Consider the following 25815-nt stretch of genomic DNA (forward strand, 5'->3'; position numbering starts at 1 on the left):
TCAATTCCTTACTGCGCCTGCACGCGCAATTCTGCCGCACTACGACTACGGTGGCCCAACAGGGCTTTGACATCGCTGGACTTGGGCTTCACTAACGCGAATTGGGTTGAGAAGCTTGACCACCTGGACAGGATCTCTTCGCCGCGTTGCGAACCAGTATGTTGCACATGTTCGGTGATCAGGCCGCGCAGATGCTCTTCGTGGATAGCCAGCGAATCAACGTCCAGTACTTCTACCAGTTCCGGGTTCACGCGTTTACGGAATTCGCCATCTTCGTCCAGCACATAGGCGAAGCCGCCGGTCATCCCCGCGCCGAAGTTAACGCCGGTTTTACCCAGCACGCAGACGATGCCGCCGGTCATGTATTCACAGCCGTTGTCGCCGATGCCCTCTACTACGGTAATCGCCCCGGAGTTACGCACGCCGAAACGTTCGCCCGCGCGGCCCGCTGCGTACAGACGACCACCGGTTGCTCCATACAGGCAGGTGTTGCCGATAATGCTGGCTTTATGACTGAGGAAGGCGGAACCTACCGGTGGTCTGATGGCGATCAAACCGCCTGCCATACCTTTACCGACATAGTCGTTGGCATCGCCAGTCAGATATAACTCCACGCCGCCCGCGTTCCACACGCCAAAGCTCTGGCCTGCGGTACCGCTGAAGTGCGCTTTAATCGGATCGGAAGCCAGCCCCTGATCGCCGTGGGTCTGTGCGATGTAGCCGGAAAGCGACGCGCCGACGGAACGATCGGTGTTGCGGATGTCGAACCAGAAGGTTTTGCTCTGGCGCGCATCGACAAACGGCTTCGCCTGCTGCAACAGTTGCGCATTCAGCACACCGTTATCAAACGGCGGGTTATTCTCGGTGCAGTACAGCGCTTTACCCGGATGAGGTTCAGCGGTTTCCAGTAGACGAGACAGCGCCAGCTTCTGCTGTTTCGCCGTAAAGCCCTCCAGCTCTTTCAGCAGGTCGGTGCGGCCAATCAAATCCACCAGGCGAGTCACGCCAAGCGAAGCCATCAGCTCGCGCACTTCGCGGGCGATAAATTCAAAGTAGTTGGTCACTTTGAACGGCAGGCCGTGATAGTGGTTCTTACGCAGTTTTTCATCCTGCGTCGCTACGCCGGTTGCGCAGTTGTTCAGATGGCAAATGCGCAGGTATTTACAGCCCAGCGCCACCATCGGGCCGGTGCCGAAGCCGAAACTTTCCGCACCGAGAATCGCCGCTTTAATGATATCGACGCCGGTTTTCAGACCGCCGTCCACCTGCAGACGAATCTTGTGACGCAGACCGTTGGCGACCAGCGCCTGCTGGGTTTCAACAAGTCCGAGTTCCCACGGACAGCCCGCATATTTCACCGAAGAGAGCGGGCTGGCGCCGGTACCGCCGTCGTAACCGGCGATGGTGATCAGATCCGCATAGGCTTTCGCCACGCCGGTCGCGATGGTGCCGACGCCCGGTTCGGACACCAGCTTCACGGAGATCATCGCCTTCGGGTTGACCTGCTTGAGATCGAAAATGAGCTGCGCTAAGTCCTCGATAGAGTAGATATCGTGGTGCGGCGGCGGGGAGATCAGCGTCACGCCCGGCACTGAATAGCGCAGTTTAGCGATATACGGAGTGACTTTATCCCCCGGCAACTGACCGCCTTCGCCCGGTTTCGCGCCCTGCGCGACTTTAATCTGAATCACATCGGCATTGACCAGGTAGGCCGGCGTCACGCCAAAGCGGCCGGAAGCCACCTGCTTGATGCGCGACACTTTATTGGTGCCATAGCGCGCCGGGTCTTCGCCGCCTTCGCCGGAGTTGGAGTTGCCGCCGAGGCTGTTCATCGCTTCCGCCAGCGCTTCGTGCGCTTCCGGACTTAATGCGCCGATAGACATGGCTGCGGTATCAAAGCGTTTAAACAGCTCACTGGCGGGCTCAACCTCGTCGATAGTCACCGCCTCGCCGTCTGGATGTATCGCCAGCAGATCGCGCAGCGTTGCCGCCGGACGCTCATTGACCAGTTTGGCGTATTCCTGATAATCGCTGTACTCGCCGCTCTGTACCGCCTGTTGCAGGGTACGCACGACATCCGGGTTATAGGCGTGATATTCGCCGCCGTGGACGTACTTCAACAGGCCGCCAGGGCTAATGGGTTTGCGCGCCAGCCAGGCGCGTTTGGAGAGATTCAGCAGATCCTGCTGGAAGTCATCAAAGCTCGCGCCGCCGATACGGCTGACCACGCCCTGGAAGCACAGGTTTACCACATCATCGTGCAGTCCGACCGCTTCAAACAGTTTGGAGCAGCGGTAAGAGGCAATGGTCGAAATGCCCATTTTGGACATAATCTTGTACAACCCCTTGTTGATGCCGTTACGGTAGTTCTGCATCACGGTACGGTAGTTTTTGGCGATGGCCTGGGTATCAATCAGACGCCCCAGCGTTTCGTAGGCCAGGTACGGATAGATGGCCGTTGCGCCAAAGCCGAGCAGTACCGCAAAGTGATGCGGATCGCGGGCGCTTCCGGTTTCTACGATGATGTTGGCGTCGCAGCGCAGGCTTTGTTCCACCAGACGCGTTTGCACCGCGCCCACCGCCATCGGCGCGGGCACCGGCAGGCGATTCTTACCGATATTGCGATCCGAGAGGACCAGCAGCACGGTGCCGTTGCGCACCATCTGTTCCGCTTTATCGCACAGCGCTTTAACCGTCGCGTCCAGTGTGGTTTCGGTGACATCAAAGGTAATGTCAAGCCAGTCGGCGCGGTAGTGATGCTCGCTCATGGTAGTGAGCTGTTTGAAATCAGAGTACAGCAGAATTGGCGATTTAAAACTCAGGCGATGGGCCTGACCTTCCGCTTCGCAGAAGACGTTCATTTCGCGACCGATGCTGGTGGCGAGCGACATGACGTGCGCTTCACGCAGCGGGTCGATAGGCGGGTTAGTGACCTGCGCGAACTGCTGGCGGAAGTAGTCGTAAATAATACGCGGCTGGCTGGAGAGCACGGCAAAGGGGGTATCGTCGCCCATTGAACCGACGGCTTCCTGGCCGTTTTCGCCCAATACGCTGATAACCGAGTCCAGCTCTTCGGCGCTGTAGTTAAACTGTTTCTGATAGCTGGCGAGCAGGTCATCGTCCAGTTCGCGGCTACCGACTTCTTCATCTGGCAACTCTTCAAACGGCACCAGACGGCGAACATTCTTTTCCATCCACGCTTTATACGGATGGCGGCTTTTCAGATCGTCATCGGTTTCCGCGGAATGCAGAATACGTCCGCCGCGGGTATCGATCACCATCAGCTCGCCTGGGCCGACGCGGCCTTTCTCGACCACTTCATCCGGCTGATAGTCCCAGATACCGACTTCGGAGGCGCAGGTGATCAGCTTATCTTTGGTAATGACATAGCGTGCCGGGCGCAGGCCGTTACGGTCAAGGTTACAGGCGGCGAAGCGCCCGTCGGACATCACGATGCCTGCCGGACCGTCCCACGGCTCCATATGCATGGAGTTAAAGTCAAAGAAGGCGCGCAGATCCTGGTCCATATCCGGGTTGTTCTGCCAGGCGGGCGGCACCAACAGGCGCATGGCGCGGATAATGTCCATCCCGCCTGCCAGCAACAGTTCCAGCATGTTGTCCAGCGAGCTGGAATCCGAACCGGTTTCGTTAACAAACGGCGCAGCGGACTGTAAATCCGGGATCAGCGGCGTCTGGAATTTATAGGTACGGGCGCGCGCCCACTGGCGGTTGCCGGTGATGGTGTTAATCTCGCCGTTATGCGCCAGGTAGCGGAACGGCTGCGCCAGCGGCCAACGCGGCACGGTGTTAGTGGAAAAGCGCTGGTGGAACAGACAGATGGCCGATTCCAGACGCAGATCCGCAAGATCCAGGTAGAAGCGCGGCAGATCCGCCGGCATACACAGACCTTTATAAATGTTGACCAGGTTCGACAGGCTGCATACGTAGAAATCTTTGTCGTCCTGCAGGCGTTTTTCAATGCGTCGGCGGGCGATAAACAGACGGCGCTCCATATCACGCGGACGCCAGCCCGCCGGAGCGTTGACAAAAATCTGCTCAATACGCGGCAGGGAGGAGAGGGCGATTTCACCGAGCACGCCTTCATTGGTTGGCACATCGCGCCAGCCGACAATCGACAGGGTTTCCTGCTGTAATTCTTCTTCGACAATATGGCGTGACGCGGCGGCCAGTTCAGGATCTTTATTCAAAAAGATCATCCCGACGGCGTAGTTTTTGGCTAAGCGCCAGCCGCGCTCTTCGGCCACGATGCGAAAGAAACGGTCAGGTTTTTGTAACAGCAAGCCGCAACCGTCGCCGGTTTTACCGTCGGCAAGGATCGCGCCACGGTGCTGCATCCGGGCCAGCGCGTGTATGGCGGTACGCACTACCTTGTGGCTAGGTTCGCCTTCTATGTGGGCGATCAGGCCGAAACCACAGTTATCCTTCTCAAGGGATTTATCGTACAACATATCAGTGAACCTCCCCAGGCTCTACGGGACGCTCTCCCAACCGACGGCGCGCGGGCACAGCAAGAGCATGGCGACGGGGCTGGCGCATCATACGCTTACCTCGCATTCGCCCTCTTTGTGTCCTTTGCGCATTGGTAAATACGGTTAAGAGGGAATCTCAATTACTGCATAAATATGATGAGCAGACGGCTCATCCAGAAAGCTTCCAGCGGATCCCCAACTTATCGGGAATCCACACCCAGGTCAAATGGCAAACTGATTTATGCAAAAGTGTGCTGTAGCACAGATAACTTTTTTAATCTGTTGAAATTAAAAGGTTTTTTATAGAAGGGCTGCTAATACGGAGCGGCAGAAAGCCTGTGATCTGTCTCACTATAAGAGCCGCTCGCCAGGCATTATCTGACCTTGCTTTTTCAAAAATCTTGGCATTTTATGCTGTTTTAAGCGTGAGCAGTATTGAATGCTACTGTTTTTATCGATGACCCAGCAAACGCTGAAAAAAGAGGGGAATATCAGGAAAAATCATCAGCGGGATTATGAATGAAATATCGTTTATTTTGCTTGATTATGCAATGGATAAAAGCCTTCCGGGACGATTGATCCAGGTCATCGCCAAAGGAGACTAAAAATGGCAGGCTTTGGCCTCTTTTTAAGAGGCGGTCTATCAGATTATGCAGTTACAGAAATTAGTCAATATGTTTGGTGGGGATCTTTTACGTCGGTATGGGCAAAAGGTTCATAAGCTGACGCTTCATGGCGGTTTTAGCTGCCCTAATCGCGACGGTACCATCGGGCGTGGCGGTTGCACCTTCTGTAATGTCGCCTCTTTTGCCGATGAGGCGCAGCAGCATCATTCCATTGCCGAGCAGCTTGCGCATCAGGCGCATCTGGTGAACCGCGCTAAACGCTATCTGGCCTATTTCCAGGCCTACACCAGCACCTTTGCGGAAGTGCAGGTGCTGCGTTCCATGTATCAACAGGCGGTCAGCCAGGCCAGTATCGTCGGGTTATGTGTCGGTACGCGTCCGGATTGCGTCCCGCAGGCAGTAGTAGATTTACTGTGTGAATATAAAGATCAAGGCTACGAGGTGTGGCTGGAACTGGGATTGCAAACCGCGCACGATAAAACCCTGCGCCGAATTAACCGCGGGCATGACTTCGCCTGCTATCAGCGTACCACCCGGATTGCCCGGGAGCGCGGGCTGAAAGTGTGCGCGCATCTGATTGTGGGGCTGCCGGGCGAAGGGCAGGCAGAATGCCTGCAAACCATGGAGCGTGTGGTGGAGACGGGCGTTGATGGTATTAAACTGCATCCGCTGCATATTGTGAAAGGCAGTACGATGGCCAAAGCCTGGGAAGCGGGGCGGCTGAACGGCATCGAACTGGACGACTACACGCTAACGGCAGGTGAGATGATTCGTCATACGCCGCCGGAGGTAATTTATCACCGAATTTCAGCCAGCGCTCGCCGTCCGACGCTGCTTGCCCCGCTGTGGTGCGAGAATCGCTGGACGGGGATGGTTGAGCTGGACAAATACCTGAATGAGCATGGCGTGCAGGGCTCTGCGCTGGCCCGTCCCTGGATACCACCTGTAGCGTAGCGTGATGAGGGGCGCTACGCATATTTCGCACAATATTCAACGCGGTTCCCATAATTGGGTATTATGTGCGAAGTTGTGGTGAAGGAATCCTCTATGAAGCAAATTCGTATGCTGGCGCAATACTATGTCGACCTGATGATGAAATTGGGTCTGGTGCGCTTTTCCATGCTCCTGGCGTTGGCATTGGTGGTGCTGGCGATTGTCGTGCAGATGGCGGTGACCATGGTGCTGCATGGTCAGGTTGAAAGTATCGACGTTATTCGTTCCATCTTTTTTGGCCTGTTAATTACGCCCTGGGCGGTCTATTTCTTATCCGTTGTTGTTGAACAACTGGAAGAGTCAAGGCAGCGACTGTCGCGTCTGGTGCAAAAGCTGGAGGAGATGCGCGAGCGCGATCTCAAGCTTAACGTACAGTTGAAGGACAATATTGCCCAGCTTAATCAGGAAATTGCCGATCGCGAAAAAGCGGAAGCGGAGCTGCATGAGACATTTGAACAGCTAAAAGTAGAAATTAAAGAGCGTGAAGAAGCGCAAATCCAGCTAGAACAGCAATCCTCTTTTCTGCGCTCCTTTCTGGACGCCTCGCCGGATTTGGTTTTTTATCGTAATGAGGATAAAGAATTTTCCGGCTGTAACCGCGCAATGGAATTGCTAACCGGCAAGAGCGAAAAACAGCTGGTGCATTTGAAGCCGGAAGATGTGTACTCTCCCGAAGCGGCGGAGAAAGTCATTGAAACCGATGAAAAAGTATTCCGCCATAACGTCTCCCTGACCTACGAACAGTGGCTGGATTACCCGGACGGACGAAAAGCCTGCTTTGAAATTCGTAAAGTGCCTTATTACGACCGTGTCGGTAAACGTCATGGCCTGATGGGATTTGGTCGTGATATTACCGAACGTAAGCGTTATCAGGACGCGCTGGAACGCGCCAGCCGCGACAAGACCACGTTTATCTCTACCATCAGTCATGAGCTGCGCACCCCGCTTAACGGCATCGTCGGTTTAAGCCGCATCCTGCTGGATACCGATCTCACCGCCGAACAGGAAAAATACCTTAAAACAATCCATGTCTCCGCCGTGACGTTAGGCAATATTTTCAATGACATCATTGATATGGATAAGATGGAGCGGCGTAAGGTTCAGCTTGATAACCAACCGGTTGATTTCACCAGCTTTATGGCCGATCTGGAAAACCTTTCCGGTTTGCAGGCGCAGCAAAAAGGGCTACGTTTTGTGCTTGAGCCGACGTTGCCGCTGCCGCACAAAGTCATTACCGACGGAACGCGTCTGCGCCAGATTTTATGGAATTTGATCAGCAATGCGGTGAAGTTTACTCAGCAGGGCCAGGTGACGGTGCGGGCGCGCTATGATGAAGGCGACATGCTGCACTTTGAAGTGGAAGATTCCGGGATCGGCATTCCGCAGGATGAGCAGGATAAAATTTTCGCCATGTATTATCAGGTGAAAGACAGTCATGGCGGTAAGCCGGCGACGGGTACCGGTATCGGGCTGGCGGTCTCCCGTCGGCTGGCGAAAAATATGGGCGGCGATATTACCGTCTCCAGTCTGCCGGGCAAAGGATCGACCTTTACGCTAACGGTTCATGCGCCAGCGGTGGCGGAAGAGGTGGAGGACGCCTTTGATGAAGACGACATGCCGCTGCCCGCGCTGCATGTTCTGCTGGTCGAAGATATTGAACTGAACGTGATCGTAGCGCGTTCGGTACTGGAAAAACTGGGGAACAGCGTGGATGTCGCGATGACCGGCAAGGCGGCGCTGGAGATGTTCGCGCCGGGCGAATATGACCTGGTCTTACTGGATATTCAGCTACCGGATATGACGGGTCTGGATATCGCCAGAGAACTGACCCGTCGCCACACGCGGGAAGATTTACCGCCGCTGGTAGCGCTTACGGCTAACGTTCTGAAAGATAAAAAAGAGTATCTGGACGCTGGTATGGACGATGTGCTGAGTAAGCCGCTGTCGGTGCCGGCCTTAACCGCGATGATTAAAAAATTCTGGGATGCCACCGATAAAGAGGAGAGTACCGTGACGCCTGAAGAGAGCGATAAAGCGCAAGCGCTGCTGGATATCCCGATGCTGGAACAATACATCGAGTTGGTTGGGCCTAAATTGATCACCGACGGTCTCGCGGTGTTTGAAAAAATGATGCCTGGCTATTTAAGCGTGCTGGAGTCCAATCTGACGGCGCGTGACAAAAAAGGCGTCGTTGAGGAAGGGCATAAGATTAAAGGCGCCGCCGGTTCGGTAGGGCTGCGTCATCTGCAACAACTTGGCCAGCAAATCCAGTCGCCGGATCTTCCCGCCTGGGAAGATAATGTCGCGGAATGGATTGAAGAGATGAAGCAGGAGTGGCAGCACGATGTCGCGGTGCTGAAAGCCTGGGTGGCAAACGCGGAAAAAAAATGACCCCGGTTTGACCGGGGTGCGCGAATACTGCGCCAACACCAGGGAAATCGTGGCTGCGCCGTGCTTATTATGATGATGTCAAAGGCGCAGTCCTGTTTTCAGGCCGCACGCAGTTAAGATAGCAAATCCTAAATGATTTGTTACATGAATCATTTAAATGTGTGAAGCGTAGCATTTTAATCAAAATTATTAATGGGCTTGAGTCGGTTGCAGGAGGATGTTCACCATGAAAAAAATTGGCGTAGTGCTCAGCGGATGCGGCGTCTATGACGGCGCCGAAATTCATGAGGCCGTTCTGACGCTGTTGGCCATTGCCCGCAGCGGCGCGCAGGCTGTCTGCTTCGCGCCGGATAAACCACAAGCGGATGTTATTAATCACCTGACCGGCGAAGCGATGGCGGAAACGCGTAACGTTCTGATTGAGGCGGCGCGTATTACGCGGGGCGATATTCGTTCCCTGTCCCAGGCTCAGCCAGAGGAACTGGATGCGCTCATTGTGCCTGGCGGTTTCGGCGCGGCGAAGAACCTGAGTAATTTCGCCAGCCAGGGGAGCGAATGCCGGGTGGATAGCGATGTCGTCGCGCTGGCGAAGGCCATGCACCAGTCCGGCAAGCCGCTGGGATTTATCTGTATCGCGCCCGCAATGTTGCCGAAAATCTTTGACTTCCCGCTACGTCTGACAATAGGGACGGATATTGATACCGCTGAAGTACTTGAAGAGATGGGCGCCGAACACGTACCTTGCCCGGTTGATGATATCGTTGTGGACGAGGATAACAAGGTCGTGACCACCCCTGCCTATATGCTGGCGCAGGATATCGCCCAGGCGGCAAGCGGCATTGATAAATTAGTGTCGCGCGTGCTGGTTCTGGCGGAATGAGCAAACGACGCATCGCGCCGTTAAGGTTTTTGCGCCGTCTACTTTTACGTATCCTTGCTGCGCTCGCCGTCTTTTGGGGCGGCGGCATTGCGCTGTTTAGCGTGGTTCCGGTGCCTTTTTCGGCGGTGATGGCGGAACGGCAGATTAGCGCCTGGCTGAGTGGAGAGTTCGGTTATGTGGCGCATTCTGACTGGGTCAGTATGGCGGATATCTCGCCGTGGATGGGGCTGGCGGTAATTGCGGCGGAAGACCAGAAGTTCCCTGAGCACTGGGGCTTTGATGTTCCGGCGATTGAAAAAGCGCTGGCTCATAATGAGCGGAATGAGAGCCGTATTCGCGGCGCCTCTACGCTTTCGCAGCAAACGGCGAAAAATCTCTTTTTATGGGATGGACGCAGTTGGGTGCGCAAAGGTCTGGAGGCCGGGCTAACGCTGGGCATTGAAACTGTCTGGAGCAAAAAGCGCATCCTCACGGTTTATCTGAATATCGCGGAGTTTGGCGATGGTATTTTTGGCGTGGAGGCTGCGGCACAACGGTATTTTCATAAACCCGCCAGCCGCTTAAATATGTCCGAAGCCGCGTTACTGGCGGCCGTGCTGCCTAACCCGATTCGCTATAAGGCGAATGCGCCTTCTGGCTATGTGCGTAGCCGGCAGGCGTGGATTATGCGCCAGATGCGCCAACTGGGCGGGGAATCTTTTATGACGCGCAACCAGCTTAATTAATTTTGCTGAATGGCGGCGCGAACGCCTTATCCGGCCTGCGATCTGTGTCGTCCAGGCCTGATAAGCACAGGCCATTAAGCTTCGTGAGAAGTAAGCGCCAGCCGTTTCTTGTCTTTTGGCTGCGCGTCCCTCTCCAGGGCAACGGCCAGTGCAGGCTGGGCGATAAACCGCTGCCACACTCTCTCCAGTTTGCGTTCACAGCACCATGTTGACCAGGTCGCCAGCGGGATAAAGGTACTTTCCCCCAGATTGTCGCAAACCACCGGAACCACTTCTGACTCGCTGATACGCTGGCACAGGATGTTTTGCGGCTTCAGCGACATCGTCACAATATGGTTATCCAGCAGGTAACGTTTCAGTTTTTTTAGTAGCCGCCGCAGGACAGCGACATCCTCTTCATAACGACATTGCGCGGCGAACTCGGTCAGGGTAATAGAGGGCGCGCCGTTGAAATCGGTAATCATGTCGTAGACATAGCCGGTGCCGCAATCGGTTTCTACCGTGCCGTAATAACGGGGGATAGCGCTCCAGTCCGTCAGGTAGCGGGACAGATGCGCATAGTAGTTCAGTTCACGCCGAATCTCTTTATCACCGCCGTGGTTACGGTTGTAAATGACTTTTATGCAACGCCGGGCATTATCCGGATGCGTATAGCATTTACGATGTCGACCGGTGCCCAGCGGAGTCTGTTTGGATAAGAAGATCATGGCAAGTCCTGGAAAAATTTATTCACATAAATTTAGTATGGACAAAGAACTTAAATAAAACCTAAACGAAATTTTTTAAGGTTTTCTTAATGTTTTTATGCATAGGTAAAGCGCACGAAATGTACAAATCTTACGAAAGGGTGGGGCTGCGGGATAAGTGGCAGGCAGGCGTAACACGCCCGGTTTTGGGGTGACTGTCATCAAATACCGGGACGGCGTTGGGGAAAATAGGGTATATGAGGAGGTTTAGTCTTCGTCAAAGCCGGAATTGAACAGCGCGATAACCGCCGCCAGCGCTTCAACTTCTTGCGGGCCGGTGGCTTCAATTTCTATCTGACGCCCTTTGGCGGAGTCGAGCATTAACAGCGCGATGACGCTGTTCGCTTCCGCTTCGGTGCCTTCGTCATTGCGTAATAGCACCTCGGCGTCAAAACCCTGCATCAGTTCGAAAAGCTTCATGGCAGGCCGGGCATGCATGCCCAGCTTATTGGTGACTTCAACAGTTTGCTTTACGGTCATGTTTTGCGTTTTTCCAGCGTGCGATGGCGAGACTGGACATTTTTACCGCGCGAGCGGAAGTAGTCTGCCAGCTGTTCTGCAATATACACCGAACGGTGTTTCCCGCCGGTACAACCGATAGCGACGGTAAGGTAGCTGCGGTTGTTGGTCTCCAGCATCGGTAACCATAGCTCAAGATAGCTGCGAGTCTGATAGATAAAATTGTGAACTTCTGTGTGTCGGTCAAGAAACGCGGCTACCGGCTTATCAAGCCCGGTCATGGGGCGCAGTTTTGGATCCCAGTGCGGGTTGGGCAGAAAGCGGACATCAAACACATAGTCCGCATCAATCGGGATACCATGTTTAAAGCCGAAGGACTCAAATACCATCGTCAGTTCGCGCTCGCGTTTGCCTAACAGCCGGGTACGCAGCATCTCCGCCAGCTCATGGACGGACATTTCTGAAGTGTCGACGATCAGATCCGCACGTGAGCGTAACGGCTCCAGCAAGTCACTCTCTTTATCGATCGCACTCTCTAAAGAAAGATTTTTGCTGGAAAGCGGATGCAAACGGCGCGTGTCGCTGTAGCGGCGAATCAAGGTATTGCGGTCGGCGTCAAGAAACAGCAATTGCGGCGAGAAAGCGCCAGGCAGATTATTCATCGCCTGTTCAAAAATCTCAGGTGATTCAGGCATATTGCGCACATCAATGCTGACGGCGGCGGAAATCTGGCGATCGGCCAGCGTTCGCGCCAGATCGGGCAACAGCACGACGGGGAGGTTATCCACGCAGTAAAATCCCATATCTTCCAGCGCGCGCAGAGCGACAGATTTACCTGATCCGGAACGCCCGCTGACGATCATCAGTACCATGTACCGTTTCTCCTCACAACGACAGAAAGAAATGCCATTGAGTTGTTATGCCTCATTCTGCTCACCTTCGGTGTCAGTAATGATTTGATACAGCTCTTCATCATTCAGCGCCGCGCGCAGGCGGCGGCAGATCGTTTTATCCGCCAGACGTTTCGCCACCAGCGACAGCGTGTGCAGATGCGTTTTAGTTTGATCGGCGGGCACCAGCAGGGCGAAGAGGAGATCGACCGGCTGGTTATCGATGGCGTCGAACGCGATCGGCGTTTCGAGCTGAACGAACACGCCGACGGCGCGTAAGGTATCTTCTTCCAGTTTCCCGTGCGGGATGGCGATACCATTACCAATACCGGTACTGCCCATTTTTTCGCGTGTCAGAATGGCTTCAAACACGACCTGAGGAGGTAAACTGAGCTGTTTTGCCGCCAGTTCGCTGATGATTTCCAGCGCGCGTTTCTTACTCTGACAATGAACGCCGCTACGCGTACACTCCTGGTTAAGTACACTGCTCAGTTGTAGAGTCGTATCGTTATTTATCATAATTTCACCTAAGAACCTGTCCTGTCAGGTTGATGGCCAGGTTCGGAGCGCTAACTGTACAAATGGCCCGTTGTGTCACACAACAGGCCGTCCTGCACTGGCTAACTGCCCGGACAATTAGTGTTGTTTCAGTTTATCTTTATGCCTGGTTAACTGCCTTGCCAGTTTATCAATCAAGCCGTCAATGGCGGCATACATATCCTGGCCTTCCGCGCTGGCGTGAATTTCGCCGCCGTTAACGTGTAGCGTCGCATCCGAGATGTGCGTGACCTTCTCCACTTTCAACACCACGTATACCTGATTAATCCGCTCAAAATACTGTTCAAGTTTGGCGAATTTTGTCGTCACAAATTCACGCAGGGCTTCAGTAATTTCGACATTATGTCCGGTGATATTGAGCTGCATAGTGTCTTCCTTATCGGTTGGGTCAAACTAGCTGTTTGCGTTGGTTTGACGGCGGAATGGATAAAGACTCTCGGTACTTCGCAACAGTGCGGCGCGCCACCATGATACCTTGTTCTGACAGCAGAGAGGTTAACTTGCTGTCGCTCAGTGGTTTCGCGGGGTTTTCCGCCGCAATTAACTTCTTCACCAGCGCGCGAATCGCGGTGGAAGAGGCTTCGCCTCCGCCTTCGGTATTGACGTGGCTGGAAAAGAAATATTTGAGTTCAAAAATACCGCGCGGGCTGTGCAAATACTTCTGCGTGGTCACGCGGGATATAGTGGATTCGTGCATCTCGACGGCCTGGGCGATATCCGCCAGTACCATCGGTTTCATATATTCTTCGCCCTGTTCAAAAAAGGCTTGCTGTTGCTCGACGATGCAGCGACTGACGCGCAGCAGCGTGTCGTTACGGCTTTCAAGGCTTTTTATCAGCCATTTCGCATCCTGTAAATTACTGCGGATGAACTGGCTGTCGGCATCGTTGCGCGCGCTATTGCACATGGCGGCATAGTGCTGGTTAATCTGTAAACGGGGAATACTGTCGCTATTAAGCTCCACCGTCCAGCGACCGTTATGCTTGCGTACCAGCACATCCGGGATAACGTACTCCGGCTCGCCGGTCTGGATCGATTGACCGGGTCTGGGATCGAGCGACTGAATCAGGTTTACCGCCTCTTTCAGCACCTCTTCTTTTAGTCGGGTAACGCGCATCAACGTGCGGAAATCGTGGTTGGCCAGCAGATCAAGGTGATCGCAGATAATAAGCCGCGCCTCTTCCAGCCACGGCGTGGATTTGTCGAATTGTGAAAGCTGGATCAGCAGACAGTCGCGAAGATCTTTTGCCGCGACGCCTACCGGATCAAAACGCTGAATGCGCTTCAGAACGGCTTCGACCTCATCGAGATCCACCTCTACATCGCCCATGCTTTCGCGAATTTCGTCCAGGGATACGGTGAGATAACCGGTATCATCTACCGCATCGACAATGGATGTCGCAATAGCGCGATCGGTATCCGAGAAGGGCGTTAGCTCAACCTGCCACATCAGATAATCCTGCAACGACTGCGTCGTTTCGCCCTGATAGACGGGCAGCTCATCGTCGATATAATCGCCGCTGGGGCCGGACGGCGTCCCGGCGGTGTAAATTTCATCCCAACTGGCGTCAAGCGGCAGCTCTTCCGGCATCTCTTTTTGTTCGAGCGCGTCGGCGGTATCGAGAGGATCGTTATCCTGAGGTTGCTGAGTGTCGATTTCGTCATGAAGATCGGTTTGCTCAAGCAGCGGGTTATTTTCCAGCGCTTGCTGGAGTTCCTGCTGAAGTTCCAGCGTAGACAACTGCAACAGACGGATGGCCTGTTGTAGCTGAGGCGTCATCGCCAGTTGTTGGCTAAGCCTGAGTTGCAAACCTTGCTTCATATTCAGAGTCGTTTTCTCCCGCTAGAGCAGCATAGCCCTCTACCCTATCAGAGTCTGAAGTCTTCCCCAAGATATACACGCTTAACGTGTTCGTCTTGCAGGATTTCTGTCGGCGTACCGTGGGCAATAAGGTGGCCCTGGCTCACGATATAGGCACGTTCACAGACTGCCAGCGTCTCACGGACGTTATGGTCGGTGATCAGCACGCCGAGCCCGCTATCGCGCAGATGCTCGATAATGCGTTTGATGTCGATAACGGAAATCGGGTCAACGCCGGCAAAGGGTTCATCCAGCAGGATAAATTTGGGATTAGCGGCCAACGCGCGGGCTATTTCTACACGACGGCGTTCACCACCGGACAGCGCCTGTCCCATGCTGTCGCGCAGATGCTCGATATGAAACTCTTCCATCAGCTCGTTGGCGCGGTCTTCTCGCTGTTCTGCGGTCAAATCGTCACGAATTTGCAGTACCGCCATCAGGTTATCAAATACGCTGAGACGGCGGAAAATAGAGGCTTCCTGCGGCAAATAGCCGATACCGCGGCGCGCGCGCGCGTGCAGCGGCAGCAGACTGATATCTTCATCATCGATGATGATATTGCCTGCGTCACGCGGCACGATACCGACGACCATATAAAAGGTGGTGGTTTTACCCGCGCCGTTTGGACCGAGCAGCCCGACAATCTCCCCGGAGTTAACGGTCAGACTGACATCTTCCACTACGCGACGGCCTTTATAGGCCTTCGCCAGATTCTTTGCAGTTAATGTTGCCATAACGAATTAGTTACTCTTCTTTTGCGCCGGAGTCTGGCCTTTGTTTTTGTCTTGCAACTGCGACGGCACCAGAACGGTGGTGACGCGTTTGCCTTTCTCGCTGAAGGCCTGCATTTTCTGCTCTTTCACCAGGTAGGTGATTTTGTCGCCAGTAATGTTGCTGTCAAGCTGCTCCAGATAAGCGTTGCCGGTCAGCACCACAAAATCTTTCGCCAGCTCGTAGTGCATATGGGAAGCGTGGCCTTTCACCGGCTTACCGTTGTCCTGCATCTGGTAGAAGGTGGCCGGATTGCCGTAACCGTCGATCACCTCTTTCCCCTGTTCGCCGCCAGGGCGGGTAACCACGACTTTATCGGCGTTGATCTTAATCGTGCCCTGGGTCATCACCACGTTGCCCGTAAAGGTCACGACGTTGCCTTGCATATCCAGCGACTGTTGATCCGAGTCAATATGAATAGGCTGTTCGGTATCGCCCGTGACGGCGAAGGCCGGAATGCTGGCGGCCAGCAGCGAGCCGGCAAGCATAAGATTAAGGCTGAGTTTGTTTGTTTTGAATTTCATAAGAGGTTCTAACCTTTTCAATCAGCTCGGCGTTCTTGCTGCGTAAGTTACCGCGCATTTTCAGTCCGCTGGAGTTAAATGTTGTGCCGTATAACGTCACCAGATCGTTCGAGGTAACATCCTGCGTCACCAGATTAATCTGCGCGTTATCGGTGGTAATTCTGCGTAATTGAGCGTCAGGCACCAGGGCGTTGACTTCAACATGGCCATACAGATAGAGCATCCGATCGTTAGTCAATTTGGCTTTATCGGCCTTGATCGACCATGTCGGCACTTTATCCTTATCAAAGGTGGTTAATACCGGTTGCGTAAACCATGAGACCGCCTGATCGGAAAAATATTCAACGTGCTGCGCGATCAGACGATAGCTCAACGCGCCTTCCGGACTGTACACGACGGTATCCGTATGCTCGCTTTTATACGTGGGATCGTTGCTGTTGACCATCACGGCAGCAGGATCGTCTTTATCCGCCAGATTGATACCAATCAGTACCAGAATGGCCAGCGACAGTAGAATGATAACCCAACGTCTGGTTTTACTCATATCGATTGCCCTTTGGCCTCATCCAGCTTGCCCTGCGCCAGCAGCAGCAAATCGCACACCTCACGTACCGCGCCGCGCCCGCCGGCAATGTGCGTCACATAGTCAGCGCGGGGGATCAGCAGCGGATGCGCATCCGCAACGGCAACGCTTAACCCCACTTTTTCCATCACTGGCCAGTCAATCAGATCATCGCCGACATAGGCAACATTTTCCGGCGCAATGGCCAGTTTTTCCAGCAGATCGCTAAAGGCGATCAGCTTATTCGACTGTCCCTGATAAAGATGGACAATCCCCAGCGTGGCGCAGCGATCTTCTACAAGTTTAGCCTTTCGTCCGGTAATAATGGCAACCTCGATATTGGAGGTCAAAGCACAGCGAATACCGTAGCCGTCACGAACGTTGAAAGCCTTCAGCTCTTCGCCGTTATTGCCCATATAAATCAGGCCGTCAGACAATACGCCATCCACGTCCAGGATGAGCAGGCGGATATTCTCCGCTTTGGTCATGACATGGGTGCTGACGGGGCCATAACAGGTCGCAAGCGACGCACCTGCTTTACTCATCGTTAATTATCCTTGAGTTTCTACACGACGCCTGCACGCAGGAGATCATGCATATGTAACACACCGAGTAACTGGTCGCCATCAGCAACCAGTACGGAGGTGATATGGCGGGACTGCATTAAATTCAGCGCATCGACAGCGAGAATACCGGGACGCACGCGAATGCCCCCTGGCGTCATCACCTCGGCGATCCCCAACTGGCGCATATCGCCGCCCATATCGAACACGCGACGTAAATCGCCGTCGGTGAAGATACCGTCGATCTTCATGGATTCATCGCAAATGACGGTCATACCGAGATTTTTACGCGTAATTTCTAACAGCGCATCACGCAGGGTGGCATGTTTATTAACATGCGGGATCTCATCGCCAGTATGCATAATATCGCTTACGCGCAGCAGTAGCTTACGTCCCAGCGCGCCGCCAGGATGCGACAGAGCGAAATCCTCGGCGGTAAAGCCGCGCGCTTTTAACAATGCCACGGCGAGCGCGTCGCCCATCACCAGCGTTGCGGTGGTACTACTGGTAGGCGCCAGTCCTAACGGACACGCTTCTTTGGGCACTTTAACACACAGATGCACATCTGCCGCACGCGCCATGCTGCTTTCCGGTCGCCCGGTAATGCAAATTAACGGTACGTGCAGACGTTTAAGCACCGGTATTAGCGCCGCGATCTCGCTGGATTCGCCGGAGTTGGAGATAGCGATAACCACATCCTGCGGCGTAACCATCCCCAAATCGCCGTGCGCGGCTTCGCCTGGATGTACAAAAAAGGAAGAGGTGCCGGTACTGGCGAACGTGGCGGCCATTTTCCGTCCGATATGGCCGGATTTCCCCATCCCCATGACCACCACTTTTCCGGTGCAGTTGAACATTTTTTCACAGGCCAGCGTGAAATGCTGGTTGATATATTGATCAAGCTCCGCCAGGCCTTCACGTTCAATTTCCAGGACCTCTTTGCCTGCCTGCTGAAAGTCAAACCCCGGTTGCAACGCTAAATGCGACATAATCCGTTTCCAGTTATCCAACAAGAAGTGGCGATAGCCAATAGAGCATCGCCAGCCATACGATAAACCCGCCGGTCAGCAGTATACCTGCGCCCCGACCAATCTGACGCGGATGCCGCCAGCAAAGTAAAGCGAAAACCACGCTAACCAGCAACATCACGCTATAATCACGCCCAAATGCCAGCGGGTTGATCTCCCCCGGCGCGATCAGCGCAGGCAGTCCCAGCACGATGGCGAGATTAAAAATATTGGCGCCAATGAGATTACCAACGGCAATATCATTTTCGCCTTTTCGCACGCCGGCAATCGCCGTCGCCAGCTCTGGCAGACTGGTGCCGACGGCGATGACTGTCAGACCGAGCGTTAATTCACTCATGGCGAAATAATTCGCCAGCACCGTAGCGTTATCGATTACCATGCGCGTCGCCATCGGCATGATGACCAGCGCAATGCCCAGCCATAAGAACGCGACGGGGAGCCCGCCTTCGCGCGGCAGCTCCGCCAGTTGTTCGCGGGTGAGGCTGTCATTCCCCTGGCGTTCGGCCAGACGCGCGATTTTAACAATGAATAACAGCCATAGCACAGCCAGAAGCAGGAGAAAGATACCATCACTGCGACTTAACTGTCCGTCATGCAGTACGGAACCGGCTACCACGCTAACAAATAACATTAATGGCAATTCGCGACGTAGAACATCGGAATGCACGGTAAATGGACGAACCAGCGCCGCCAGCCCTAAGATCAGCAAAATATTGGTGATGTTAGAACCGAGCGCCGCGCCGACGGCCAAATCGAGCTGACCGTGTAGCGATGCGGCGGCCGACACAATAATTTCCGGCAGCGAGGTGCCGATACTCACGACCGTCATCCCGATGATCAGCGGGGGAATACCGAATGTACGGCATAAAATAGAGGCCGCAAACACCAGACGATCGGCGCCGTAGGCCACCAGAAGCAAACCAATTATGAGTAGCGCCATCGCTAAAAGCATCTAAAGTCCTTTCTTCAGGTATACTCGCCGGTCCCCTGGAAGGGATATCTGGAAGCCGTAACGAAGTCCTAATTTTGACTTTATGCGGCTAAAAAGTAAAACGAATGCCAGCTTTCGCTAACCCTGTCAGTTAATATTCTGTAATTATGTCGAACCCATGGTTAAATTCAGCGCCATGGTTATCTCAACAAGGCAATACGAAGGATGAATCAATGGGTCAGTCTGCGGCCAATTTAGTCGATATGCGCGACGTCAGCTTTTCCCGTGGCGAACGCTGCATTTTCGATAATATTTCCCTGACGGTGCCGCGCGGGAAGATCACGGCGATCATGGGGCCGTCGGGCATCGGTAAAACCACGCTGTTGCGCCTGATTGGCGGACAGATCCCGCCGGATAAGGGCGAGATCTTATTTGATGGCGAGAATGTGCCGGCCATGTCCCGTTCGCGGCTCTACACCGTCCGTAAACGTATGAGTATGCTGTTTCAGTCGGGAGCGCTGTTTACCGACATGAACGTGTTTGACAATGTGGCCTATCCGCTACGGGAGCACACCAATTTACCTGCGCCGCTGCTAAAAAGCGTCGTGATGATGAAACTGGAAGCTGTCGGGCTGCGCGGCGCGGCAAAACTGATGCCTTCCGAGCTCTCCGGTGGGATGGCGCGCCGCGCCGCGTTGGCGCGCGCCATCGCTCTGGAACCGGATCTCATCATGTTCGATGAGCCGTTTGTCGGCCAGGACCCGATTACCATGGGCGTTCTGGTGAAGCTGATTTCAGAATTGAACAGCGCGCTGGGCGTGACCTGCGTGGTGGTCTCGCATGATGTGCCAGAGGTGCTCAGTATTGCGGATCACGCCTGGATCATGGCGGACAAAAAAATCGTCGCTCACGGTAGCGCTCAGGCGTTGCAGGAGAATACGGACCCGCGCGTGCGTCAGTTCCTTGACGGTATTGCCGACGGGCCGGTTCCGTTCCGCTATCCGGCGGGCGACTATCACCTTGATTTACTCGAAACAGGGAGTTAAGCCACTCATGCTGTTAAATGCGCTGGCAGCACTCGGACACAGCGGGATCAAAACCGTCAGGACGTTCGGGCGCGCCGGGTTAATGTTATTCAATGCGATTATCGGTAAGCCGGAGTTTCGCAAACATGCGCCGCTGCTGGTGCGCCAGCTTTATAATGTGGGCGTCTTGTCGATGCTTATCATTATTGTCTCTGGCGTATTCATCGGTATGGTGCTGGGGCTGCAAGGCTATCTGGTTCTGACCACTTACAGCGCGGAGACCAGTCTTGGCATGTTAGTGGCGCTTTCGCTGCTGCGCGAGCTGGGGCCGGTGGTCGCGGCGTTGCTGTTTGCCGGGCGGGCCGGGTCGGCGTTGACGGCGGAAATCGGCCTGATGCGGGCGACGGAGCAGCTCTCCAGTATGGAGATGATGGCGGTCGATCCATTGCGCCGGGTGATTTCGCCGCGCTTTTGGGCGGGCGTGATTTCGTTGCCGCTACTGACCATTATCTTTGTGGCGGTCGGTATCTGGGGCGGCTCGCTGGTCGGCGTAAGCTGGAAAGGAATCGACGCCGGGTTCTTCTGGTCCGCGATGCAGAATGCCGTCGACTGGCGTATGGATCTGGTGAACTGTCTGATAAAGAGCGTGGTGTTCGCCATTACGGTAACATGGATTGCGTTATTCAACGGTTATGACGCAATACCGACTTCTGCCGGGATTAGCCGGGCAACGACGCGTACCGTGGTTCACGCATCGTTGGCCGTTCTGGGGCTGGATTTTGTGCTGACCGCACTGATGTTTGGGAATTGAGTTCATGCAAACGAAAAAAAATGAAATTTGGGTAGGCGTTTTTTTGCTGGTAGCGTTGCTGGCGGCGCTGTTTGTTTGCCTGAAGGCGGCAAATGTGACCTCTATGCGCACGGAGCCGACCTATAAGGTTTATGCGACCTTCGATAACATCGGCGGTCTGAAAGTGCGTTCCCCGGTACGCATCGGCGGGGTGGTTGTCGGGCGGGTTGAAGATATCTCGCTTGATCCGAAAACATACCTACCGCGCGTAACGCTCGACATCGAAGAGCGTTATAACCATATTCCCGATACCAGCTCGTTGAGTATTCGTACTTCCGGGCTGCTGGGGGAGCAATATCTGGCATTAAACGTCGGTTTTGAAGATCCTGAGCTGGGAACGTCTATCCTCAAAGATGGGAGTACGATTCAGGACACCAAGTCTGCAATGGTGCTGGAAGATATGATTGGCCAGTTCCTCTATAACAGCAAAGGCGACGACAATAAGAATTCTGGCGATGCGCCAGCCGCAACGGAAGGCCATACTGAAGCCACAACGCCCGCGGGCGAAACGAAATAATCTCAGGAGAATTGAGGCATGTTTAAACGACTGATGATGGTGGCCCTGCTGGTCATTGCGCCATTAAGCGCAGCAACGGCAGCGGATCAGAGCAATCCTTATAAACTGATGAACGAGGCGGCGCAGAAAACTTTTGATCGCCTGAAAAACGAACAGCCGAAAATTCGTGCCAATCCGGATTACCTGCGCGACGTTGTTGATCAGGAACTTCTGCCGTACGTGCAGGTAAAATATGCCGGCGCGCTGGTGCTGGGCCGCTACTACAAAGAGGCGACCCCGGCGCAGCGTGAAGCCTATTTTGCAGCGTTTCGCGAATACCTGAAACAGGCCTACGGTCAGGCGCTGGCGATGTACCACGGTCAGACTTACCAGATAGCGCCTGAGCAACCGCTGGGCGATGCGACCATTGTGCCTATCCGTGTAACGATTATCGATCCCAACGGTCGTCCGCCGGTACGCCTGGATTTCCAGTGGCGCAAAAACACTCAGACCGGCAACTGGCAGGCGTATGACATGATTGCGGAAGGCGTCAGCATGATCACCACCAAGCAAAATGAGTGGAGCGATCTGCTGCGTACTAAAGGCATCGACGGCCTGACCGCACAACTGAAATCTATCTCTCAACAGAAAATTACTTTGGACGAGAAACAGTAATGACGCCGCAACTCACCTGGACGCGTGAGGCGGACACTCTGGTGCTGGCGGGAGAGCTGGATCAGGACGTGTTGGCGCCGCTATGGGACGCGCGCGTAGAAGCGATGACTGGCGTTACCCGTATCGACCTGAGCCAGATCTCCAGGGTGGATACGGGGGGACTGGCGCTGCTGGCGCACCTTGTGAACCAGGCAAAAAAGCAGGGCAATGCCGTATCGCTGTCTGGCGTTAACGACAAGGTTTACGCGCTGGCGCAATTATATAACTTGCCCGAAGACGTACTTCCCCGTATGTAATGAATGCCGGATGGTTTATCCGGCCTACACTTCGCATGATCCCCGTAGGCCGGATAAGTTGCGTTAGCAGCACCATCCGGCACTTTTACCGCGCTGATTTATCAGCGTAATCTTTTGCTTATTTAAGACGGCGCGACTTTGCTCTAAGATGTTGGGCTGTTTTCACTATTTGACGAATAAAGAACCCATGGAAAATCATGAAATTCAGAGTGTGCTGATGAATGCCCTCTCCCTCCAGGAAGCCCACGTCTCCGGCGATGGCAGTCACTTTCAGGTTATTGCCGTGGGCGAGATGTTTGACGGCATGAGCCGGGTCAAGAAACAGCAAACGGTCTATGGGCCGCTAATGGAGTACATTGCGGACAACCGTATCCATGCCGTATCGATCAAAGCATATACCCCGGCGGAATGGGCGCGCGATCGTAAACTTAACGGATTTTAAGCTACGGGTAACCTGCCGGTAGCGGAGATGAATGCTTAACTGAGAATACAATAATGGATAAATTTCGTGTACAGGGGCCAACGACGCTCCAGGGCGAAGTCACAATTTCCGGCGCCAAAAACGCCGCGCTGCCGATCCTGTTCGCCGCTCTGCTGGCAGAAGAACCGGTAGAGATCCAAAACGTTCCAAAACTGAAAGACGTGGATACGTCGATGAAGCTCCTGAGCCAATTAGGCGCGAAAGTGGAACGCAATGGATCGGTACACATTGACGCCAGCCAGGTGAACGTGTTCTGCGCGCCTTATGATCTGGTTAAGACCATGCGCGCCTCGATATGGGCGCTGGGGCCGCTGGTTGCCCGTTTTGGTCAGGGACAAGTCTCTCTGCCGGGGGGCTGTACTATCGGCGCGCGTCCGGTTGATCTACATATTACCGGTCTGGAACAACTGGGTGCGACCATCAAGCTGGAAGAGGGCTACGTAAAGGCCTCCGTCGAAGGGCGTCTTAAAGGGGCGCATATCGTGATGGATAAGGTCAGCGTCGGTGCGACCGTCACCATTATGTGCGCCGCTACGCTGGCGGAAGGGACGACCATCATTGAAAACGCCGCGCGCGAGCCGGAAATTGTCGACACCGCTAACTTCCTGGTTGCGCTGGGGGCGAAGATCGCCGGGCAGGGCACCGATCGTATTACGATCGAGGGCGTAGAGCGTCTGGGCGGCGGCGTTTATCGTGTGCTGCCGGATCGTATCGAAACGGGGACTTTCCTGGTGGCGGCAGCGATCTCTCGCGGCAAAATCCTCTGCCGTAACGCGCAACCGGACACTCTGGACGCAGTACTGGCGAAACTGCGCGATGCTGGCGCGGATATCGAAGTGGGCGAGGACTGGATTAGTCTGGACATGCACGGCAAACGACCGAAGGCGGTCAATGTCCGTACCGCGCCGCACCCGGCATTCCCGACCGATATGCAGGCGCAGTTCACGTTGCTGAACCTGGTGGCGGAAGGGACGGGCTTTATCACTGAAACCGTCTTTGAAAACCGTTTTATGCACGTGCCTGAACTCAGCCGCATGGGCGCGCGTGCGGAAATTGAAAGCAATACCGTCATATGCCATGGCGTAGAAACGCTCTCTGGCGCCCAGGTTATGGCGACAGATCTGCGGGCATCTGCGAGCCTGGTGCTGGCGGGCTGTATTGCGGAAGGCACGACGATTGTGGATCGCATTTATCACATCGATCGCGGTTATGAGCGCATCGAAGACAAACTGCGCGCGCTAGGCGCGAATATTGAACGCGTGAAAGGCGAATAACCTCCTGTACGCTGAATAACCCCCGCGAACGCGATTGCGGGGGTTTTTTACAGGCACTTACTCTACATTCTGTTTGTCTTTATTACGCGCTCTCATAAGCCGCGTTCTGTCGATAAACTCATGCGTGCGCGGATCGTGATAACGCGATGGCCAAATAACCCAGGGTTCCGTTCCCAATGCTTTCGCGATAATCAACTCTCCTTTCGGCCACGGGCGCGTTAATGCATTGGCCAGCGTGGATGAACTCAATCCATTCCGACGTGACTCAGCGGCCATTGAAGTCCCTTTTTTACGTAGTCCGGCAATGATATCGGCCGGATGCCAGTCAATAAGCTTGCTTTCCATACATCCATCACTCCTTAGGTTAATCACTTACGGTTTTAACAACCCGACGACGTTCGATACTATAACGCTTCGTGACGGAATGTTCTAAAAAGTTCATGTAAGTGGCGGCAATATTCAGAATATGCCAGGGGAAGTCCTGAATGAATATGTGAAAGACAGGCGATAGGGTATCTGGAGTTTATTAGAACTTAATGGGATATCCCGCGCAGTGCGCGGGATAAGAGAATGGCATTAACGATCGCGCTGCACCGCGATGTGTGCGAGACCGATTAGCGCCTCACGCCATGGGGTATCCGGCAATATCTGCAACGCGGATATCGCTTTGTCGGCTTCTTCTTCCGCTCGCTGACGCGTCCATTCCAGCGAGCCGCAGGTGGTCATCGCTTCCAGAACCGGTTCCAGAAGATGACGGCCATTACCTTGTTCAATAGCGGTACGGATCATCGCTGACTGTTCTGGCGTACCGTGGCGCATGGCGTGAAGCAACGGTAAGGTGGGTTTGCCCTCATTGAGGTCATCACCCACATTTTTACCGAGATGCTCGCCGTCGGCGCTGTAATCCAGCAGATCGTCAATGAGCTGGAAAGCCGTACCAAGGTAGCGGCCATAGTCCTGCAACCCTTTCTCTTGCTCAGGCGTACAACCGGCAAGAATACCGGAGCACCGGGCGGCGGCTTCGAACAGACGGGCCGTTTTACTGTAAATCACCCGCATGTAATTTTCTTCGGTAATGTCCGGGTCATTCACGTTCATCAATTGCAGCACTTCACCTTCTGCAATCACGTTGACCGCTTCCGACATCACTTCCAGCACTTTTAACGAGCCGAGGCTGGTCATCATCTGGAAGGCGCGGGTATAGATAAAGTCGCCGACCAACACGCTGGCGGCATTACCGAAAGCGGCATTTGCCGTCGCTTTGCCGCGACGCATATCAGATTCATCCACTACATCATCATGTAGCAGCGTCGCCGTGTGGATAAACTCGATCAGAGCGGCGATAGTCACGTGCGCGTTACCCTGATAACCCACCGCACGCGCGGCAAGAACGGCAATCATCGGACGAATGCGTTTTCCGCCGCCGCTAATAATGTAATATCCTAACTGATTAATCAGTTGAACGTCGGAATTAAGCTGTTCAAGGATTGTCGCATTGACACCCGCCATATCTTGCGCGGTTAACTCGTTGATTTTTTCTAAATTCATCGCAAAAGCCGGGCTTATCGCCCCGATTATCCCATGTCTGAATGAGGTAACGTAGGGTTTATGGTTAGAAATATACCCTGATTGTACTGAAAAAACGCCGCAGATAAACGTTACCGTATGCGTTGTGTTTTTTTTCTTCATGTATTGATGGTAGCACTTGTCAAAGCCGTGC

Annotated in this window: 26 protein-coding genes; 11 read left to right on the forward strand and 15 right to left on the reverse strand. The window is 54.2% G+C overall.

From position 1 onward, the window contains the following. Positions 1-8 precede the first annotated feature (8 nt). Positions 9-4469 (reverse strand): glutamate synthase large subunit, encoded by a 4461-nt coding sequence (gene gltB / locus K8W53_RS02675; RefSeq protein WP_023224910.1) that lies wholly within the window; start codon positions 4467-4469, stop codon positions 9-11. Positions 4470-5140: 671 nt separating this feature from the next. On the opposite strand from gltB, the gene K8W53_RS02680 reads away from it, so the two are divergent. The 4 genes from K8W53_RS02680 (at position 5141) to mtgA (ending at position 10105) form a co-directional block, all read left to right on the forward strand. Next, a complete protein-coding gene (locus K8W53_RS02680) occupies positions 5141-6070 on the forward strand; it encodes a TIGR01212 family radical SAM protein (protein ID WP_001176887.1) in 930 nt (309 codons plus the stop codon). 93 nt (positions 6071-6163) lie between these two features. Beyond that, entirely contained in the window at positions 6164-8500 is a 2337-nt protein-coding gene (arcB, locus tag K8W53_RS02685; protein WP_000809807.1) for an aerobic respiration two-component sensor histidine kinase ArcB, read from the forward strand. Between the two features lie 226 nt (positions 8501-8726). Then, positions 8727-9380: an isoprenoid biosynthesis glyoxalase ElbB gene (gene elbB, locus K8W53_RS02690; protein ID WP_023224909.1), complete on the forward strand. Its 654-nt coding sequence runs from the start codon at positions 8727-8729 to the stop codon at positions 9378-9380. After that, a complete protein-coding gene (gene mtgA, locus K8W53_RS02695) occupies positions 9377-10105 on the forward strand; it encodes a monofunctional biosynthetic peptidoglycan transglycosylase (protein WP_023214442.1) in 729 nt (242 codons plus the stop codon). The genes elbB and mtgA overlap by 4 nt, the downstream gene beginning before the upstream one ends. 74 nt (positions 10106-10179) lie before the next feature. Here the strand turns inward: mtgA and yrbL are convergent, their stop codons facing one another. The 12 genes from yrbL to K8W53_RS02755 all read right to left on the reverse strand — a co-directional run bounded on the left by yrbL (position 10180) and on the right by K8W53_RS02755 (position 19019). Continuing rightward, a complete protein-coding gene (gene yrbL, locus K8W53_RS02700; protein WP_000576805.1) occupies positions 10180-10812 on the reverse strand; it encodes a PhoP regulatory network protein YrbL in 633 nt (210 codons plus the stop codon). A 246-nt stretch (positions 10813-11058) separates the two neighbouring features. After that, positions 11059-11331 carry a PTS phosphocarrier protein NPr gene (gene npr, locus K8W53_RS02705; protein WP_000216797.1) on the reverse strand — a complete coding sequence of 91 codons (273 nt, stop codon included), beginning with the start codon at positions 11329-11331 and terminating at the stop codon, positions 11059-11061. Then, a complete protein-coding gene (rapZ, locus tag K8W53_RS02710; protein ID WP_000243749.1) occupies positions 11328-12182 on the reverse strand; it encodes an RNase adapter RapZ in 855 nt (284 codons plus the stop codon). Before rapZ ends, npr begins: the two co-directional genes overlap by 4 nt. A gap of 45 nt (positions 12183-12227) precedes the next feature. Beyond that, positions 12228-12719, reverse strand: coding sequence for a PTS IIA-like nitrogen regulatory protein PtsN (gene ptsN / locus K8W53_RS02715; RefSeq protein WP_000609332.1), 492 nt, complete (start codon positions 12717-12719; stop codon positions 12228-12230). A 117-nt stretch (positions 12720-12836) separates the two neighbouring features. After that, on the reverse strand, positions 12837-13124 hold the full coding sequence (gene hpf, locus K8W53_RS02720) for a ribosome hibernation promoting factor (protein WP_001176589.1): 288 nt from the start codon (positions 13122-13124) through the stop codon (positions 12837-12839). A 22-nt stretch (positions 13125-13146) separates the two neighbouring features. After that, positions 13147-14580 carry an RNA polymerase factor sigma-54 gene (rpoN, locus tag K8W53_RS02725; RefSeq protein WP_000809020.1) on the reverse strand — a complete coding sequence of 478 codons (1434 nt, stop codon included), beginning with the start codon at positions 14578-14580 and terminating at the stop codon, positions 13147-13149. A 47-nt stretch (positions 14581-14627) separates the two neighbouring features. Next, entirely contained in the window at positions 14628-15353 is a 726-nt protein-coding gene (gene lptB / locus K8W53_RS02730) for an LPS export ABC transporter ATP-binding protein (protein ID WP_000224104.1), read from the reverse strand. A 6-nt stretch (positions 15354-15359) separates the two neighbouring features. Then, positions 15360-15914 (reverse strand): lipopolysaccharide ABC transporter substrate-binding protein LptA, encoded by a 555-nt coding sequence (gene lptA / locus K8W53_RS02735; protein WP_000669770.1) that lies wholly within the window; start codon positions 15912-15914, stop codon positions 15360-15362. Then, complete coding sequence (gene lptC / locus K8W53_RS02740; protein WP_000047845.1) at positions 15883-16458, reverse strand: LPS export ABC transporter periplasmic protein LptC; 576 nt, start codon at positions 16456-16458, stop codon at positions 15883-15885. The genes lptA and lptC overlap by 32 nt, the downstream gene beginning before the upstream one ends. Next, on the reverse strand, positions 16455-17021 hold the full coding sequence (kdsC, locus tag K8W53_RS02745; RefSeq protein WP_000030029.1) for a 3-deoxy-manno-octulosonate-8-phosphatase KdsC: 567 nt from the start codon (positions 17019-17021) through the stop codon (positions 16455-16457). Before kdsC ends, lptC begins: the two co-directional genes overlap by 4 nt. A 20-nt stretch (positions 17022-17041) precedes the next feature. Then, positions 17042-18028 (reverse strand): arabinose-5-phosphate isomerase KdsD, encoded by a 987-nt coding sequence (kdsD, locus tag K8W53_RS02750; RefSeq protein WP_000018617.1) that lies wholly within the window; start codon positions 18026-18028, stop codon positions 17042-17044. 13 nt (positions 18029-18041) lie between these two features. Further along, positions 18042-19019: a calcium/sodium antiporter gene (locus K8W53_RS02755; protein ID WP_000922736.1), complete on the reverse strand. Its 978-nt coding sequence runs from the start codon at positions 19017-19019 to the stop codon at positions 18042-18044. Between the two features lie 212 nt (positions 19020-19231). On the opposite strand from K8W53_RS02755, the gene mlaF reads away from it, so the two are divergent. From mlaF to murA, 7 genes are all read left to right on the forward strand, one after another. Next, positions 19232-20044: a phospholipid ABC transporter ATP-binding protein MlaF gene (mlaF, locus tag K8W53_RS02760; protein WP_000531566.1), complete on the forward strand. Its 813-nt coding sequence runs from the start codon at positions 19232-19234 to the stop codon at positions 20042-20044. A 7-nt stretch (positions 20045-20051) separates the two neighbouring features. Then, positions 20052-20834, forward strand: coding sequence for a lipid asymmetry maintenance ABC transporter permease subunit MlaE (gene mlaE / locus K8W53_RS02765; RefSeq protein ID WP_000925786.1), 783 nt, complete (start codon positions 20052-20054; stop codon positions 20832-20834). Positions 20835-20838: 4 nt separating this feature from the next. Continuing rightward, a complete protein-coding gene (gene mlaD, locus K8W53_RS02770) occupies positions 20839-21390 on the forward strand; it encodes an outer membrane lipid asymmetry maintenance protein MlaD (RefSeq protein ID WP_001193591.1) in 552 nt (183 codons plus the stop codon). An 18-nt stretch (positions 21391-21408) separates the two neighbouring features. After that, a complete protein-coding gene (mlaC, locus tag K8W53_RS02775) occupies positions 21409-22044 on the forward strand; it encodes a phospholipid-binding protein MlaC (protein WP_000476475.1) in 636 nt (211 codons plus the stop codon). Continuing rightward, complete coding sequence (gene mlaB, locus K8W53_RS02780; RefSeq protein WP_000188844.1) at positions 22044-22340, forward strand: lipid asymmetry maintenance protein MlaB; 297 nt, start codon at positions 22044-22046, stop codon at positions 22338-22340. Before mlaC ends, mlaB begins: the two co-directional genes overlap by 1 nt. 187 nt (positions 22341-22527) lie before the next feature. Further along, complete coding sequence (gene ibaG, locus K8W53_RS02785; protein WP_023224908.1) at positions 22528-22782, forward strand: BolA family iron metabolism protein IbaG; 255 nt, start codon at positions 22528-22530, stop codon at positions 22780-22782. Between the two features lie 53 nt (positions 22783-22835). Further along, positions 22836-24095 (forward strand): UDP-N-acetylglucosamine 1-carboxyvinyltransferase, encoded by a 1260-nt coding sequence (gene murA, locus K8W53_RS02790; RefSeq protein ID WP_023224907.1) that lies wholly within the window; start codon positions 22836-22838, stop codon positions 24093-24095. Between the two features lie 57 nt (positions 24096-24152). On the opposite strand, the gene sfsB is transcribed toward murA, so the two are convergent. Together sfsB and ispB are read right to left on the reverse strand one after the other, a co-directional pair. Further along, on the reverse strand, positions 24153-24440 hold the full coding sequence (gene sfsB, locus K8W53_RS02795; RefSeq protein ID WP_000444167.1) for a DNA-binding transcriptional regulator SfsB: 288 nt from the start codon (positions 24438-24440) through the stop codon (positions 24153-24155). 231 nt (positions 24441-24671) lie between these two features. Further along, on the reverse strand, positions 24672-25643 hold the full coding sequence (gene ispB, locus K8W53_RS02800) for an octaprenyl diphosphate synthase (RefSeq protein WP_023224906.1): 972 nt from the start codon (positions 25641-25643) through the stop codon (positions 24672-24674). Positions 25644-25815: the final 172 nt, after the last annotated feature.

Source organism: Salmonella sp. A29-2 (assembly GCF_020150755.1).
Lineage (GTDB): Bacteria > Pseudomonadota > Gammaproteobacteria > Enterobacterales > Enterobacteriaceae > Salmonella > Salmonella enterica.